This is a genomic window from Sphaerochaeta halotolerans, from assembly GCF_003429665.1.
Taxonomy (GTDB): domain Bacteria; phylum Spirochaetota; class Spirochaetia; order Sphaerochaetales; family Sphaerochaetaceae; genus Sphaerochaeta; species Sphaerochaeta halotolerans.
In genome coordinates, this window is record NZ_QUWK01000005.1 from 97,636 (window position 1) to 113,744 (window position 16,109).

Annotated in this window: 15 protein-coding genes; 3 read left to right on the forward strand and 12 right to left on the reverse strand. The window is 46.7% G+C overall.

What is annotated here, in order from left to right:
* The first annotated feature begins 2 nt into the window (after positions 1-2).
* Both DYP60_RS05845 and mutL read left to right on the forward strand, forming a co-directional pair.
* Positions 3-2,495: a hypothetical protein gene (locus DYP60_RS05845; protein WP_117329956.1), complete on the forward strand. Its 2,493-nt coding sequence runs from the start codon at positions 3-5 to the stop codon at positions 2,493-2,495.
* 44 nt (positions 2,496-2,539) lie between these two features.
* Positions 2,540-4,312: a DNA mismatch repair endonuclease MutL gene (gene mutL, locus DYP60_RS05850; protein ID WP_117329957.1), complete on the forward strand. Its 1,773-nt coding sequence runs from the start codon at positions 2,540-2,542 to the stop codon at positions 4,310-4,312.
* Here mutL and DYP60_RS05855 read toward each other — a convergent pair.
* The 10 genes from DYP60_RS05855 to recO all read right to left on the reverse strand — a co-directional run bounded on the left by DYP60_RS05855 (position 4,309) and on the right by recO (position 13,275).
* Positions 4,309-4,938 (reverse strand): hypothetical protein, encoded by a 630-nt coding sequence (locus DYP60_RS05855; protein WP_117329958.1) that lies wholly within the window; start codon positions 4,936-4,938, stop codon positions 4,309-4,311. The genes mutL and DYP60_RS05855 overlap by 4 nt on opposite strands.
* Positions 4,895-6,031, reverse strand: coding sequence for a 1-acyl-sn-glycerol-3-phosphate acyltransferase (locus DYP60_RS05860; RefSeq protein ID WP_117329959.1), 1,137 nt, complete (start codon positions 6,029-6,031; stop codon positions 4,895-4,897). The genes DYP60_RS05855 and DYP60_RS05860 overlap by 44 nt, the downstream gene beginning before the upstream one ends.
* 3 nt (positions 6,032-6,034) lie before the next feature.
* Positions 6,035-7,027 (reverse strand): dihydroorotate dehydrogenase-like protein, encoded by a 993-nt coding sequence (locus DYP60_RS05865; protein ID WP_117329960.1) that lies wholly within the window; start codon positions 7,025-7,027, stop codon positions 6,035-6,037.
* A 196-nt stretch (positions 7,028-7,223) separates the two neighbouring features.
* Positions 7,224-7,679: an Lrp/AsnC family transcriptional regulator gene (locus DYP60_RS05870; protein ID WP_202384354.1), complete on the reverse strand. Its 456-nt coding sequence runs from the start codon at positions 7,677-7,679 to the stop codon at positions 7,224-7,226.
* 4 nt (positions 7,680-7,683) lie between these two features.
* Positions 7,684-8,766: a 3-phosphoserine/phosphohydroxythreonine transaminase gene (gene serC, locus DYP60_RS05875; RefSeq protein ID WP_117329961.1), complete on the reverse strand. Its 1,083-nt coding sequence runs from the start codon at positions 8,764-8,766 to the stop codon at positions 7,684-7,686.
* Positions 8,766-9,650 (reverse strand): NAD(P)-dependent oxidoreductase, encoded by an 885-nt coding sequence (locus DYP60_RS05880; protein WP_117329962.1) that lies wholly within the window; start codon positions 9,648-9,650, stop codon positions 8,766-8,768. The genes serC and DYP60_RS05880 overlap by 1 nt, the downstream gene beginning before the upstream one ends.
* A gap of 174 nt (positions 9,651-9,824) precedes the next feature.
* Complete coding sequence (locus DYP60_RS14180; protein WP_160525346.1) at positions 9,825-10,001, reverse strand: hypothetical protein; 177 nt, start codon at positions 9,999-10,001, stop codon at positions 9,825-9,827.
* Between the two features lie 50 nt (positions 10,002-10,051).
* Complete coding sequence (gene rpsU / locus DYP60_RS05885) at positions 10,052-10,261, reverse strand: 30S ribosomal protein S21 (RefSeq protein WP_117329963.1); 210 nt, start codon at positions 10,259-10,261, stop codon at positions 10,052-10,054.
* A gap of 94 nt (positions 10,262-10,355) precedes the next feature.
* Positions 10,356-12,488 carry a single-stranded-DNA-specific exonuclease RecJ gene (recJ, locus tag DYP60_RS05890; RefSeq protein WP_117329964.1) on the reverse strand — a complete coding sequence of 711 codons (2,133 nt, stop codon included), beginning with the start codon at positions 12,486-12,488 and terminating at the stop codon, positions 10,356-10,358.
* Positions 12,489-12,519: 31 nt separating this feature from the next.
* A complete protein-coding gene (gene recO, locus DYP60_RS05895; RefSeq protein WP_117329965.1) occupies positions 12,520-13,275 on the reverse strand; it encodes a DNA repair protein RecO in 756 nt (251 codons plus the stop codon).
* A gap of 84 nt (positions 13,276-13,359) precedes the next feature.
* Between recO and DYP60_RS05900 the strand changes: the two genes are divergently transcribed.
* Positions 13,360-14,634: an Lnb N-terminal periplasmic domain-containing protein gene (locus DYP60_RS05900; RefSeq protein WP_133299295.1), complete on the forward strand. Its 1,275-nt coding sequence runs from the start codon at positions 13,360-13,362 to the stop codon at positions 14,632-14,634.
* Here DYP60_RS05900 and DYP60_RS05905 read toward each other — a convergent pair.
* Together DYP60_RS05905 and arcC are read right to left on the reverse strand one after the other, a co-directional pair.
* A complete protein-coding gene (locus tag DYP60_RS05905) occupies positions 14,590-15,162 on the reverse strand; it encodes a hypothetical protein (RefSeq protein WP_165849518.1) in 573 nt (190 codons plus the stop codon). The genes DYP60_RS05900 and DYP60_RS05905 overlap by 45 nt on opposite strands.
* Positions 15,131-16,075, reverse strand: a complete 945-nt coding sequence (arcC, locus tag DYP60_RS05910; protein ID WP_117329968.1) for a carbamate kinase — start codon at positions 16,073-16,075, stop codon at positions 15,131-15,133. Before arcC ends, DYP60_RS05905 begins: the two co-directional genes overlap by 32 nt.
* Between the last annotated feature and the right edge of the window lie 34 nt (positions 16,076-16,109).

Sequence of the window (16,109 nt, forward strand, 5' to 3'; positions counted from 1 at the left end):
CTATGAAACGATTGGTGAGATGCATTGGTCTCCTTCTGTTGGTTTTAACAATCGCCACAGCCCTCTTCGCAGAGGATGAGGTATTTATCGGTGATGGAGATATCGCCGCCCTACATCTATATGATAGCCAGGGAAACCGGCTTGAAGCAACCAGTGATCAAGCCCAGAACATCGCAGAAGGATGGATTATACACAATCCTGATACCCCAATTCTACTCGTTACGCCTCGTGGCACCATCAATGTCTTTGAGGATTCCCTGTTGGTTACCGGTGACTTGGTAGGCCGCGAAGCTGATCTCTATCTGGTCAGTGGAAAGGCTACCTTCAATACGTATGATATGGAAGGCGGTTCACTTACTGTCACTACTCCTGTCTCCCGTTTTGTATTACATGGAAATGGTGAAATGCTGGTTATCACCACCGATGAAGAAGAGAGTGTCACCACCTTTACTGGTACAGTTGATTCTTATAACGTACTTACGGGTGCTAAACGGGAAGTCAAGACTTTTGAAAAATTGTTCATGCAGGAACGAATGGCACGGTTGAAGCATATCGAGGCAGGATACTATCTTACATATGCGACGTATCCTGATATGATGCTTGCAAAACAGATCATACAGGAACTGAGTGAAAAGACGACATCTCCCTCCACACCACTTGCTCCGAAAGCAAAAGTGGACAGAATAACACTTACCCCACCCCTTATGGGAGGAGTGACCATCCATGCCTTGGCTGAGAAACCTTCCAATCTTGTTGTAGCTGAGAAATCTGAGTTTATTCCAAAACCCTTGCAAACCATTCAGGTTGAAGTTGAGGAACTAAAGATTCCAGAGCATGTGAAACAGATCAGCAACATCATCATTGCTCCACCAAAGGACAGGATCAAGATCACTATTCGTCCTATGATTCCGGAGGTTCCCACCATTTATCGTGTATCGCAGCATGTTCAGACTCCAACCAATCCTTCTTCTCCTCAAGCGACGATAGAAGCAGAGGAAATTATTGAAGATGTGGTACCAGCGATAAAGTATGAAGAACCTGTTTCCTCTCAGATTCCAGTTGTTGAGGAAGCGTTGGAATCTGAGGAAATCCAAGGAATTCAAGAGCCAGCCATCGAAACTGCCCCTGTAACTTCCGAGGAAGAAGCAGTGCTGGAGCCAGTCATTGAAGAGGGAGAGAGCACCATTGCTTATCCAGCAGAAGCCAGTCGACCTGCCTTAACGTTCTCTGCAGAAGCGGCAAAAGCAACGGGATCTTTTGGACTGGAATTGGGCTATCGGTTCACCTTTGATGGAAGCAATGCAGATATATTGCAACATCAACTTTTCCTTAAGCCATATTTCGAAAAAGGATTGTTCAGCATAAAGTTGCAGGGCGCACTGGAAACCGAAGATTTTTCCTCATTCAGCAACACGTTCTCCCCTGTTCCAACTCCCCATCTCGAACAACTGGCTTATGCTTTCTCATTCATTGATCAGTTGAGAATCGGCTATAACAGCAGTACGTTCTATCTGACTATGGATCGGAAATTCCCGATTACTACGGAACTGAGCAGTTTGTATGCACCATCGCTCATCTCTGACCAGAAATTAGCGGTATTGAATCAAGTCAAAGCGGGGCCGGTTACCCTTGTAACTACGTTTGATGATCTCTATTTTGGTGCACTTTCCAAGAACAACCGTCAATTTGGGTCTTCCCTGCTCCAGTTCACCCCTAACAGTGGTTATCGCATGTCTGTTGCACTCGGTGGTCTTGCCGTTGTTGACCGCTCTCCATCTTGGCGTGTTGATGTCTATCCATTCCTTGGTTTAGGGTTCCCAGTTATTAACACAAGGACTACCGAGTTCAGGTTCCTCTTGCAAGCAAGTGGATTTCTTCCTACCTACCCCACTCTCGATACTGACTCCTTTATAGACACTTCGGTAGATACCTTCTTCCCCAACTACCTACTGGGAAGTGGATTCTCACTGAAGAGAGATCAGTTCTTCTCTAAAGTGCTGGTCTCTCTGACCAAAGGTGAGAATCATCCGCTCATCGCCAATGAGTTTGCCTCATTCCTAGTTACAAGTTATACTTCAACCGTTGAAGTACTCGGCGATGTACGTTTCCAAGGAAAAGCCTTGCAAGCCAGGTTGTTGTTCAACATACCCTTCAGCTCCGATGTCACTACCATCACAAATCTTACATCGCCTGTTTCAGGGAGTCACCAAGCTGACTACAGCCAGCTATCACTTTCCTATACAAAAGAACGACTTCAATTTAGCCTTGGATTTGCCCAGCTTGGCCTCATAAACAACATCACTGACGTATTTGAAGGCAATGAGGATGCTCTCTCCTTACTTAGAGGACCGTACAGCACGAGTTTCCTCTCCCTCCAATATGCATTTGATCCCTTTACACTCCTTGTGAAGGCTCAGTACCCTCCCCAGTTGGCGAGCTACACCAACCCTGTACTCAGTGTGAGTGTTTCCCTGAATCTTGAGAAACAGTTCTAGAGAGAGGTTTTGCCCTTTTATGCCTTCTATGATAGAGTCATGGTATGAGAATACAAAAGCTCGATCCGCTTGTTGCGCAACGTATCGCTGCAGGTGAGGTTATTGATAGACCAGCTTCGGTCATTCGGGAATTGCTTGATAATGCACTTGATGCAGGAGCCAAGACACTGGTTGCCAGTGTTACCGACGGCGGACTTGAAACGATCAAGTTGATCGATGATGGGGAGGGCATTGCGAAGGAAGACCTTCCATTGCTTTGCGAAAGCCATGCTACCAGCAAAGTTCATGACCTTGAAGACCTTTTCCACATACAAAGTATGGGTTTCCGGGGCGAAGCCTTGTATAGCATTGCCGCAGTCTCTACTGTCACCATTGCAAGCAGTTACCTAGGACAGGATGCATATCAGATTACCGTGGACAATGGAAGTAAAGGTCAGGTACAACCGGGGGGTCCGCGAGAAGGAACAACGGTAAGGGTAGAAGGTCTGTTCAAGGAACTCCCAGCAAGACGGCAATTCCTTAAACGACCTTCGACTGAAGCAACCATGTGTCGTTATGTCCTACAAGAGAAGGCCCTTGCGTTCCCTGAACGGGCGTTTCGGTTCATCACTGACGGTAAAGTTCGTGTAGATCTCCCTGCCACAACCAAGAAGCAACGCGTTCTGGATGTTCTGGCCATCAGCCAGAATATCGTTCCCTCAGAAATGCTGGAGCTCTATGATAGTGCGGGACGTTTCAACCTGTATGCTGTGTGTTCTTCCCCAGCGCTTTACAGGAGTGACCGATCGCATATCAAGATTTTCGTGAACAACAGGCCGGTCGAAGAGTTCGCCTTGGTACAGGCAGTAACCTATGGCTACGGTGAGATGTTGCATGGGGGAGCTTTTCCGTACTGCTATCTTTTCATTGATGTTGACCCTACCCTGGTCGATTTCAATATCCATCCAACCAAACGAGAGGTAAAGCTCAGGAATAAAGCTGAGATACATCATCAAGTGGTGGAAATGATTTCCAGTCAAGTTCGCCGCACAATTCCAAGGATTGTTGCAAAAGAAATCCAGGACGAACAGACTCCGTTATTAACACCTAAAGCAATGTATACTCATCAAAGACCTGCGGAATCATCGAGTCATGAACACAGTGGAAAGTACCAGAGCGAAGCAAGAAAACCCATCGACCCTGAGTGGTTCCAAAAGGCGAAGGAGATTCTTCAATCCGATGGTATGCAAACAACCAGAGCCACGGAAACAGAGAATATCTGGGATATGCAGGCCGAGAACAAAAATTTTACCTATCTAGGGCAAGCATTCAACTTATTCCTCATTGCAGAGAAAGAGAATGATCTCTACTTAGTTGACCAGCATGCTGCACATGAAAGGATTCTGTATGATGAGGTGAGGGCGAAGAGGGAAGTACAATCCTTGATGATTCCTCTCTCCTTTGAGGTTGAACGAGATGTCGATACCTATCTGCAGCAAAATTTGGATGTGTATTTGAACTTGGGTATCAAACTGGTTCGCAGTGCTGATCTCCTGTGGGAAATCCATGCAATCCCTGCAATGTATCGCTCGATCGAGAAACAGTTGGTTTCCTTCATACAGACAATGAGTGGGGAGAGTGAAGAAGTCGAAAAAGGATTATACGCCATCGTTGCATGTCATGCGGCGATCAAGGCAGGGGATTCCATGGACAGGATGATGGCCATCTCCCTTTTGGAAAAAGTGTTTGCTCTTGCAGAGCCGACCTGTCCGCACGGAAGGACCTTTGTCATCAGGCTCAACAAGGATGAACTAATGAAGGCCGTCCAGAGAACCTAACGCTGAAAGAGGTAGGTAATGTCATCGGCAAGGATTGCCAGTGAGGCATCCTCTTGCTGGAGCGTATAGGATGTCTCACGTAAGGAGACTGTGGATATCAACTTGCCAGTTTCGTCATATCGAAGGATCTGACTTGGAACAGGGAGTGACGAAAGCACTCCTGTTTCACTTTCATACTGTGGTATTACAACCGGTAATTTTTCTTTTGGGAAAGCGGAAAGTTTGAGTTGCTCACTTCGTATAATTCCATCCTCATTGATGATGGTTAGATTATATATACCGGAGGAAAGCGGAATTCCTTCTCCCATGGTAAGCGGGCCCACCTGATACTGTGCAGTATCTGAAGCGGTACCTTCCCCTTGTACGCTGGCAAGCCAACTGGACACATTGTTTGATGAGGCGAGGCGCACCTGTACCGGTCGCGATTCCCCTAATAGGTCGAATGAAAGCAACAAATGCTCATAAAATTGCCCGGAAGTGATGTCAATTACATGGTTGATCGAATGCTCCACATTGGCTACAACAATCTCCTCCTTGCTACAGGAAGCAAGGAGCAGAATGCAGAAGAGGAGCCAAAGAATACTACTTTTTCTGTGCAGCCAAGTATGATACAACTGGATTCGCATAGGCGTTGAGTGCAAATTGACGTACCTCCTCACGGGTACCCTTGAAGCGATACAGGAAAGCCTCGCTGTCAAAATCTCTATAGGATTCCTGAAACTGGGTGCTGTTATGAAGGTAATCATAGGCAAAGAGATTGGTTGGCCATAGCTTGTAGAGGGTATGAATCTGACGGTCTATCTCTTGGGCAACCTGGTCAGAATTCTCCCACACGCCTTCCAGCGGAGTACCAAAAGCGATATGCACATTACCCTTGTAGCCTTTCATTCCACGAGAGATGGAGATTAAATCTTCATATCGTTTCTTGGAATGCTCGCCTTTTGCCTTACGAGCCACTTCCTCCCCTGCCTTGATCAAATCACAGGGATCATACTCATAGCTAATGGCAACAGGAACGATACGACAGCTGTTCACCACTTCAGAGAAGGTAACTCCCTTCTTTTTCTGGGAGAGATGGAGCATCTTGATGATTGCTGGAGTTGTTACATCGATTCCATCTTTTGCCCTTCCACTCTTCTGAGCAACCCAAATTGATTTGTTTTCCTCAGTGATCAACTCAACAAAATAGGCACTAAGACGAATGGACTCCAAGTATTTCTCTCGCATGGGAAGCGTTCGTTTGACGGTCACCCCTCCATTAAGCTTGAACAAATCGGTGACAAACTGATCGGTCAGTAGATTATCTCCGACTGCCATCTCACAGAACATCTTTCCTCCACGTTGGAGCGCAATGTCAATCAAGGCGCAATCAAGCACGATATCCCGATGATTACTCATGAACAAGTACGCTTTGTCTTTTTCAATCTGCTCTAACCCATCAAAGGAGAAGGTGTTTATACTTTTCTCGATGATGGCAGGAAGGAATATACCTGCGGTAATATGCTCCTGGAATTCATTGTAGCTCGTTACCTTTTCCAGCTTTGAAAAAATTGATTTTGCATACGTCTCAATCTTTTGTCGTTCTGCTTCCGTCTCTACAGGTCCGAGTGATGAGAGAATCCGCAACAGAGCATCTTTATTCTTGAGAACCCGATCGATTGCGTTACGAACATCCTCCCCCCTATAGGGGGCTATGTCTTTATACTGTTCTATATTCATGGTTCAACCCTTTTGAGCTTCCAGAATTGACTTCATATACTGGACGCGTTCCCATTTCGCGGGGTCCGGCATCTTTTCTTGGGCCAACTTGCCATTGAAGTCAGGAATACTGGAATAGTCGTGTAAATCCATCCAATCGGAGAGCTCCTTCTCCATTTTTGCTACTGAAGAGAGTCCTTGCTTCAGCAAAACGGAGCACAACTGGACGGCCTTCGCTCCGGCAAGCAACTGCTTCACCACAGTGCTTCCACTGTGGATACCGGTAGCAGCACAGATATCATAACGGACTTCCTCGCTCATCAAGGCAGTCCAACGTAGACTCAATGCATATTCGTCCTTGCTACTTATCATCTGTGCAGGGACCAAAGCAAGCTTGTTGATGTCAATGTCAGGACTATAGAAACGGTTGAACAGTACTACTCCATCAATGGAGAGTTCATCAAGCCGTCTGAGCATGTTTGCCAATGAGGAGAATGCCGGCCCCATTTTCAAACTGATTGGAAGTTTGAGTTGCTTTCTGGCACTTTTCACGAGAGAGAGATATTCCTTCTCAATGGCAGGTCCCTCCACCTCAACGTCTGCGGCGACCACATAGCGATTCAACTCAATTGCATCAGCACCACAGGATATGAAACGCTTTGCATACTCAATCCAACTTCCATTTTGTCTGCAGTTGATACTGGCAATAACAGGAATATCCAATGCCTGTTTTGCATCCACGAGCAGGGTAAGATACGCATCAATAGACTGCTCCATGCTCGCTTGTTTCATGAACCCATACGCATCAGCATGGGTAAGATATGCATTTGACTCATCTACAGCTGACTCACTGTCAACGTCTATCTGTTCTTCGAATATGGATTTTAGAACAACTGCTGACAATCCTGCATCTTCACAACGTTTCAGGTTATCCAATGATGATGTAAGAGGGCTGCTCCCTGCAATCAAGGGGTTCTTCAATTTCAATCCAAGATATGATGTAGACAGGTCTGCCATACTATTTCTCTCCTCAAGTGGTACGTATCATCCATGCCATTGACACAGCATGAGGTAGTATAGCATGAAAGAACATGTTTCTCTATAACCTACAACGGGTTTTATCAACATCTACAGGTTGGGTATGTAAATACTGGCCATACATATTGTAGGGTGCCTTTTCAGGCACCCTACAACAGGTATTCTACACAAAGGACTACAGGATATAAGGGATTCTCAGATTATGTGACTGATAGACCACAAAGGTCTCCACCTCTGAAATCTCTGAAATCTTATCAAGTTCAGTCTTGAAGAAATCCAGGAGACTCAATCCTTCATCCTCACTCAGTACCAAATGGACGATCAAATCATAGCGACCGGTAACCACAGAAGCAGAGATGATCCCTCGGAGGCCTGAAAACTCTTTGGCTTTTCTCTCCAAGTCAAGGGTTTTTAGCTTCACCCCCATCATGACCACCTGCAACCCAGGTATTACTTCCGGATTCACCAAGCCGGAAATCTCCAGTACCCCTTCTTCAATCAACTTATTGACACGGGCACGGACCGTATTCTCGGTGATGCTCAACTCTTCAGCAATAGCACTAAAAGGTTTTCTACCATCACGCAACTGTCTAATTATCGCTTTGTTCGTCTCATCCATTTTCACTTTCATGCTGTCACCCGTTTTTCCTTTCGAATTCCTTCATGAACTGGGCAAGAGCCACAACATCTTCGACAGGAAGTGCATTGTAAATACTAGCCCTAAGCCCACCAACGGAACGGTGGCCCTTGAGGCCAAGCATGCCTTCCTTCTTTGATTCTTCGACGAACTTAGCTTCCAGCTCCTCATTGGGCAGACGGAAAACGATATTCATTCTGGAGCGGTATGCAGCGTCTACAGGGCTACGGAAGAAGGAGGAGTTGTCAATGGTATCATAGATGATACTGCTCTTTTCAATGGCACGCTTCAACATACCTTCTGTTCCACCGTTAGCCTTGATCCACTCAAGAACCAGCTTCACTGCCCAGATGGAGAACACAGGAGGGGTATTGTACAACCCTTTGTTCTTGCTATGCAGTTTGTAGTCCATATATGCGGTGAGGTTGGAATTCTGCTTTTCCAGCAGGGACTTTTTCATGATAATAAAGGTAGCGCCTGCAGGACCAAGATTCTTCTGCACCCCTCCATAGATCATAGAAAACGAATCAACAGGAATTGGACGACTGAAAATATCGCTGGACATATCGCCGATCAAGGGTACGGAACCAGTATCGGGGAAATCCTGCCACTCAATTCCTCCAATCGTCTCATTGGAGCAGAGATAGAGATAACTGGAATTCTCGCTCGGCTTCACTGTTTTAGGATCAGGAAGACTGGAATAATTGTTAGCCTTTCCATCATAATAGTAATTGACCTTTCCAAGCTTCTCGGCATCATCAGCTGCCTTGTTTGACCAGGTACCACTTCGGATGTAATCGGCAACACTTCCTGGACGCAGGAAGTTCATGGGGATCATGGTGAACTGCAGGGTAGCTCCACCACCCAGGAAATACACATCATACTCATCACTGATGCCCAGCAGTTCCCTGAAAAGAGCAAGACACTGGTCGTACATCTCTTCAAACATACCACCACGGTGACTGGCCTCGATCATAGACAATCCTTGTCCCTTGAAATCGACCATATCTTCCTTGAGTTTCTCCAATACCTCTACAGGCATTACCGAGGGACCTGCAAAATAGTTTTTCTTCCGTTCCATCAGATTACTCCTTCCTTCTTCAATCCATCCAGAATTTCATAGGCTTCATCACCAATACGGGCAAGATTCTCCACACTATTGGCCCCGACATGCGGGGTAAGGGTCACACGTTCAGCCTTGAGAATGGGATAGTCCTCTGCAGGAGGATCGGTTGGCCAGACATCTGTGCAATACCAACTGACCGTTCCATCTTCAAGCATGGAAACCATATCATCCTCCTGAACACAGCCTGCACGGCCAGTATTGATGATGACTGGCTTTTTGGAACAATGGGCTAGCAATGTTCTGCAGACCATGCCCTCAGTCTCATCGGTAAGAGGAAGATGCAGAGAGATGTAATCAGCATCCTTCACTGCTTCCTCGGGAGTTTTTTTCATCTCCGCTGCGTCGCTGTCCTTTACATACTTGTCATAGGCTACTACGTTCATACCGAATGCTTTCGCACGTTCAGCAACCTTGCGAGCAATATTACCGATACCAAATAGACAGAGTGTTTTTCCGTAGAGCTCGGTTCTCTTCATACTCTTGAGCCATTGCCCATTCTTCATTCCATTATGATAGGCTACAAGGTTGCAGGGGGTGCTGAGCATCAGTGCAAAAGCCAATTCAGCAACCGCAATTGCTGATGATTTTGGGGTATTCCGAACCACAATGCCCTTGCTCTCTGCATATGCCTTGTCGATGTTGTCTATACCGACACCACCGCGAATGATAACCTTCAGGTTAGGTGCCTGATCAATATAGTCCTTGGTACATTTGGTCTTGCTCCGTACCAGAACAACATGCGCCTCTCCAAGGCGGCTCTTGTCTGTTGTGACCTCTCCAAATGTGGTCAGTTTCTCTGCCAGCACATCATCAAAGGCGTCAGAAATGAGAATTAGCATAGTTGTACGTTCCTCTCTCTATAGCGTATTTTTCGGGGTTGCGTCTCCCCGTGACTTTCTACTAGAAGAATTGTACACCAGAAACCACCATTTTGTCTAATTTAATTTACATTTTTTGACGGATAAAGAAAATTTCCCATAAAATCTTTCTGAATAGGAAGAATTAAAAGAATTCTATAATTGATATAGGTTTTTATTCCCCAACGGAGCGAGAGGAAAGGAATCAGCATGATGGCCCCTCTCCCGAACGAGTGCCGGGAAAGCAAGGTGAAATACCCCGTCCCTTGGGGCGGTAAAGGAGGCAACGCCTCCTGAGTCCAGGGCTTGCCCTGGGGTATTGATACCTTTCATTAGCGATAGTCATATGAAAAAACCGCCGGGCATGCCGACGGTTTGGTGTTCTAGTAGTTCTTTGAGCCGTGCAGTTTCCGCACCTTCTTCATCTGCTTGCGCGCAAGCGCTTTCTTTTTCCTGTTGAGGATAGTGGAGGGCTTCTCAAAGTACTCCCGCTTTTTCCATTCGCGGATAATCCCCTCTTTCTCAACCATGCGCTTGAAACGCTTGATGGATTTCTCAAGAGGTTCATTGTCATCTACTTTTACAAATGCCATATATAAAATCACCCCCCTTCCCGATTACTGGGTTCAGCTTGACGTAGAGTAGATTGCAATAAATATACAGTACATGTCAAGTACACCCAAGAGATTATTCGGTTCGCTTCAAGTCCAAAATGGTCAATTGCAGACTTTCCTGATTTCGAAAATAATTTCTTCCCAATCGAAACGCAACATTGACACGGTCTCCCTTGTCGAAATCACTTCCCACACGGTCTCCAGCACGCCAGAACAATGCCGGCCATTTGTACTGCCCGAATGCCAGGGTCAACTTAACATGCTGAACACTACCACCCTTGTTGTTCATGAATTGGATATCCTCTATTTGGGCTCCCTCCATCATCAACACCAGTGGGGGGTTCTTTTCGCCATACGGCTCAAAGAATTCCACTACCTTGATGATATTGGGTGTCATATAGATATCTGGTAGCGTTACATCGATGACCAATTCATCTTCTGTCTCATCGATCATGCAATCCATGGTATCGATCTCATCAGCGACACGCTTCTTGAATTCCACAAGATGTTCGACATCCATAGAAAACCCACCTGCACAGGTATGCCCTCCAAAGTCCTGAAATAGATCACTGAAACGAGAGAGGAACTCACGAGCATCAAAATGATCAGGGCTGCGCATCGAAGCGGAAACCCTCGTCTCATCCACTGTTGCAAGGACGATGGCTGGCGCATTGTACTGCCTGAGCAAACGACTTGCCATCAAACCAGTAATGCCCCTTGAAAGGGTGCTGTCCTCAACCAAGACCAACTTGCTTCCCGATGCTTCAAAGCTCTCTTGTGCACTGCTTTTCATCCGCTCCCAAGCATCTTCCCCTAGTTTTTGTCGTTCCTTGTTCAGTTTGATCAATTCTCCTGCCAAGGATTCTGCTTCGTACAAATCTTCTGCAAGCAACATTTCCAAAGCAACCGTCGGCTTCCCCATCCTTCCAGATGCATTGATTACCGGGCTGATCTGCCATGAGATATCGCTCGTTGAGAGCTGTTTTCCCATCAGGTTCTGCATGGAAAAAAGCGGAAGCAGGTTCTTCCTGCGACCTTGCGCAAGTACCTTGAGCCCACGCTTCACAAGAATACGGTTTTCATTCTCCATCGGCATTAAGTCTGCAACCGTACCTATGGCTACCAAATCAAGTACCGATTCATACTCAGCATCAAGGGAAGGATATCGCTTCATACAGTATGCGATGAAGAGTGTGTAGAGAACCTGCAACTCATCCTTTCCATGGGGTGAATAGCGTACAGCCCTGCTGATATTGGAAAGGGCAAACAGCCCCTTCCCTTTTACCACCGGAAGGACTGCTTCCATTTCACTGCGCATATCAACAAGATGGATATCTATTTTTTTGCCGAAGGCCAGCCGGAGCTGGGCAAGTTCTGCTGCAGCATCGAGCACCATAATGGGAAGAGCCGATGAGAGGAATGCAAGAGCTTTGCTCTTGCCCACATCAATCAGACCAGGATTGATCTCTTCGATCACGCGATCTACTACCAGAAGGTTCTCAATTCTCACAGCCTGGATAATTACGGTGTCATGGCCAGGCTGCGCATGCAACAAGATACACTCCTCTCGGTAGAAATCAGTCTTGCTGAATCTAAGTGCCCAGATTACTTTTGCAACAACACCACATCCTGCAAGATGCTCGAAGGGATATTCACTACCGGGAACTTTCGGGTCAATGATGGCCAGTGCGGGAGGTAATCTCTCCCCACTGATGTGGTGATCAAGGACAATTGTATCGATTCCCAGACTATGTGCGTACGCAATCTCATCAAAATTTGAAATACCACAATCCACGGTGATGATCAGAGTGACATTCTGTTGCGAAACAAGGTCTACACCTTCCATGGTAAGCCCATACGGCTCATCACCATCGGGAAGCTTATAGCTGACATCCAGTGACAAAGCACGAAGCTCCTGCACCAACAAAGCTGTGCTGGTGATGCCATCAACATCACGATCCCCGAATACACAGACCTTCTCTCCTTCAGTAACCGCTTCATTGATTCGATCCACCACCTCTTCCATATCATCGAAAAGGAACGGATTATGGAGATAGGAGAGCTCACTCTCCAAATAAAACTTAATCTGCTCTCGGCCGGTCAAGCCTCGTCTAGCAAGAATTGAGGAACTAATGACATCCAAGCCATACTGCTCATGTAGACGGCGGATGTCCTGAGACAAAATAGGAGATTTTTTCCAAACCATATATAACAACCTTTCACATAAGTATACACATTCAGGTACTTGACGCCTCCCACAAAATGGGAGAAGCAAGTGTTTTGAGCACCCCCTGGCCAATCATCTGCGCGTACCGCAAAAGATATCGCTTGATCCGTAGCGTGGCAGCATCGCTGAGCGGAACCTGCAGACTCTGTTCGAAGCCCATGGATGAGGTCACCTCAAGATACCTGCGGGCTCCAGGAGGGAGTAATAGATCTGCATCGAGACTGGCACAAGCTTCACAGCAATGAGCAAGCAGACTCGTTGAAAAGCTCACAACCTCGTTACTTCCATAGGGTCGGTCACAGATGGGGCACCGCGAGAAGTCTGCACGCAATCCAACCAAATCGCTAAGCTGATGTACGAACTGGATAATAACGAGGTCTGTCTTCTGGGGCATGCTGCTCAGATGGTCCAACGCCTGAGAGAGCAATCGATATTCATCAGTACTCTCCCCACCATGCACTCTCAGGAGTAATTCACAGAAAAACAAGGCCGCATAGGTAGGGTGCAGGGACTCCCTCAGTTCATCGTGGGTAGCAAGGACGGTGACATCCTTGAGCGTATAGTCCTTTTTGACTGGATTGTAGTACAAAAAAAACTGCCCATCGGTAAATACTTCAGCCTTAACCGATTTGAGAGACTTCTGAGCTCCATAACTCAACACATCGATAATACCAAAGTCCACCGTCAATAATTTCAGCCGCCTATTCAACTGGCCGTACCGTTGACTGTGCAACACAATGGCCAAAGACGATACATTGCGCTCCATGGGCCCTCCATCGGCAAGAGTAGAGTGAACAAGGTAAAAAATCAACTGGTTGGAAGAGTCGGCACTCTGTGGTATATTTGTCGAGTGAAACGAATCATCCTCTGCCTCATACTCCTGGTGCTGCTGGTTCCTCTTATGGCATTGAGCATCCATCCAAGGGAAATTGAACAACCCTTTGACAGTGTCGAGGAGTTGTCTGGTGTCGATTTTTCCAAGGAACTTGCTCCGAATCAGGAAGCCTGGATCGACCAGACAACGATACACCTGCTCACGATTGGGCCGGGAGACCCACTGTACGCTTGGTTCGGCCATAGTGCATTGGTCATCACACAGCCATCGGGAAGCAAGGTCATGTATGATTGGGGCATTTTTGATCCTGATCAACCACACTTCTACCTTAACTTTGCTTTAGGAAGAATGTACTACTATGTGGTAGCGAGTGAGGCTACCTGGAGGATCCAAGAAGCAATCGATGAGGTTCGTGATGTCAAGTTGATCGAGCTCTCCTTCCCCAAGGAGGCAAAGTTTGCTCTCATCTCCTTCTTGCAGAAGAACATTCAAAGTGAGTATTCAACGTATCTCTATCATTTCTACTATGACAACTGTTCCACGCGTATTCGTGACATCATCAATGCTGCAACGGGGGGAGCCTTCCAGAGCTGGGCAGAAAACAGCCCTACAGACACCACATTGAGAGATTCTGCGATGCAGAACATGATTCACAACCCCCTGATCTTTTGGGCGCTCGATTTCTTGCAGGGGAAGACCATTGACGAAAGACTGAATCGCTATGATGAGATGTATCTTCCTGAAGCACTGCATCAGTCGGTACTTGATTTCACGTATCCCGATGGTACGAAGCTTGCCATCACTGAGGAAATTCTGCAGGACACGAAAGATCTTGGAATTAGGTTTACGGTACCTGAAAATCCAGTATCCTATGACTGGGCATACGGACTCAGTGGACTTGCCATTGGGGTTCTTCTCTTGGCTCTCGGAAGAAAACATCCCAAGTTCAAAGGATTGCTCCTTGCTCTTATACTGTTTGTTATGGCGGTTTTGGGTTCACTCCTGCTGTTTATGATGAGTTTCTCAGACATGGACATGACCTACTACAATCTAAACATCCTCTTCGTCCATCCGTTGCTTTTCATTCCGGCATTCACCTTTCTCTTTCATAAAAAAGAGACCTCAAAGGTACTCTCCTTCTCAGTCTTAGTAATGGTGACTCTTTTAGTGGGGAGACTCATCCTTCCTGCAATCTTCGTACAGGATAACCTGAGGATCATCCTCTTGCTCTTGCCAATCTTCTACTCAGGGTCGACTTTTCAAAGCAGACGAAACAGCGTAGGACGATAGTTCCACTAGGGCAAGCCTTTTCGCAACCAAATTGGCAGGGAATGCCTTGATTTGCCGGTTAAAGAAATCTGCTTGGAGATTGTAGTCAGCTATCGATTCTATTAATTGACGTTCAATCTCATACATCTTCTCGAAATACGGCGAATAGAGGTTGTATGCAGGGTCGGCATAGAGCTCCTTCTGCAACACTGCCAATTCCTTCTCCAGCTCACGATACAGCTCACTCTGTCTTTCAACTGTATCGGCATTCTCAAAAGCAGATAGTACACGTTGCAGGGAATCACGTTCCTCAAGCAATGAGGCAAGCGTTGCTGCATACCTGAAGCGTTCGGAAATCTGTGATTCTACCGTTGCTCGGGAAAGAGATGCCTGCTTCTGATACCCGCTTAGCCGTCTGACATTGTTGTTGTCAATGCCCAAGACTGCAAGTATTAGGAGAAATGCAACCACCGCAATACTGATTACAGCACTGCGGCGGTCTTTGAAATAGGGCTTCTTAGCGGACAATCCTGGTTCCCTTGCCCTCATATAGGGCACCATAGAGATGTTCTGGATCGGTGATGAGCCCTTCATTGCCCGTAGAACGGACAAAATCAACGATTGCCTGCACCTTGGGAAGCATACTTCCAGGAGCGAAGTGGCCTTCACTGATGTACTGATCTGCTTCCTTGGTAGTAATAGTGTCGAGTGTCTTCTGGTTGGGTTTTCCGAAGTTCAGACAAACTTTCTCCACAGCAGTAGAGATAACGAATAGGTCAGCCTTCAATTCCTTTGCCATCAGCGCTGCTGCCAGATCCTTGTCGATGACCGCTTCTCGTCCAGAAAGATATCCATCCTCATCACGCACGACTGGGATTCCACCGCCACCTCCCGCGATGACAATAATGCGGTTCTCCAGCATGGTACGAATAGTGTCAATCTCAACAATGGCTTTTGGTTTGGGGCTTGCAACGACACGCCGGTAGCCACGTCCTGCATCTTCTGTGCAAATCCAACCATCCTTCTCCATATGGTATTGAGCATCTTCTTTGCTCATGAAGGAACCAATTGGCTTGGTCGGTTTCTGGAATGACGGATCGTCATCCGATACTTCTACTTGCGTGACAACGGTAGCAACCTGAGGATTCATTTGAATACGGTTGAATTCGTTCTTCAAAGCCATTTGCAACTGATACCCAATTGACCCCTGGGTATCGGCAACGCAGCTATCAAGAGGAACGGTATGGAGGATGGAGCGGGAGAATTCAGAACGAAGCAGGATAAAACCTACTTGTGGTCCATTTCCATGCGCTATGACAACGCGGTGGCCTGCCTTGACCAACTTCGCGATATGAGAGGCAGTCTTACGTGCTGCCTCATACTGGGCTGCTACTGTTACATGCTTGGGGTCCTCGATCAGGGAGTTTCCCCCGATGGCGATGACGATTAATTTACTTTCCATATGCAATCCTTCCTTCTAATGTGGAACTATGGTT

Bases quoted from the DNA above. Each gene is read 5' to 3' on its own strand.
- DYP60_RS05905 (WP_165849518.1), bottom strand. From the start codon at position 15,162: ATGAGGGCAAGGGAACCAGGATTGTCCGCTAAGAAGCCCTATTTCAAA.
- arcC (WP_117329968.1), bottom strand. From the start codon at position 16,075: ATGGAAAGTAAATTAATCGTCATCGCCATCGGGGGAAACTCCCTGATC.
- DYP60_RS05855 (WP_117329958.1), bottom strand. From the start codon at position 4,938: ATGCGAATCCAGTTGTATCATACTTGGCTGCACAGAAAAAGTAGTATT.
- mutL (WP_117329957.1), top strand. From the start codon at position 2,540: ATGAGAATACAAAAGCTCGATCCGCTTGTTGCGCAACGTATCGCTGCA.
- rpsU (WP_117329963.1), bottom strand. From the start codon at position 10,261: ATGGCATTTGTAAAAGTAGATGACAATGAACCTCTTGAGAAATCCATC.
- DYP60_RS05880 (WP_117329962.1), bottom strand. From the start codon at position 9,650: ATGCTAATTCTCATTTCTGACGCCTTTGATGATGTGCTGGCAGAGAAA.
- DYP60_RS14180 (WP_160525346.1), bottom strand. From the start codon at position 10,001: ATGAAAGGTATCAATACCCCAGGGCAAGCCCTGGACTCAGGAGGCGTT.
- DYP60_RS05870 (WP_202384354.1), bottom strand. From the start codon at position 7,679: ATGAAAGTGAAAATGGATGAGACGAACAAAGCGATAATTAGACAGTTG.
- recJ (WP_117329964.1), bottom strand. From the start codon at position 12,488: ATGGTTTGGAAAAAATCTCCTATTTTGTCTCAGGACATCCGCCGTCTA.
- DYP60_RS05865 (WP_117329960.1), bottom strand. From the start codon at position 7,027: ATGGCAGACCTGTCTACATCATATCTTGGATTGAAATTGAAGAACCCC.
- DYP60_RS05845 (WP_117329956.1), top strand. From the start codon at position 3: ATGAAACGATTGGTGAGATGCATTGGTCTCCTTCTGTTGGTTTTAACA.
- DYP60_RS05860 (WP_117329959.1), bottom strand. From the start codon at position 6,031: ATGAATATAGAACAGTATAAAGACATAGCCCCCTATAGGGGGGAGGAT.
- serC (WP_117329961.1), bottom strand. From the start codon at position 8,766: ATGGAACGGAAGAAAAACTATTTTGCAGGTCCCTCGGTAATGCCTGTA.
- recO (WP_117329965.1), bottom strand. From the start codon at position 13,275: ATGGAGCGCAATGTATCGTCTTTGGCCATTGTGTTGCACAGTCAACGG.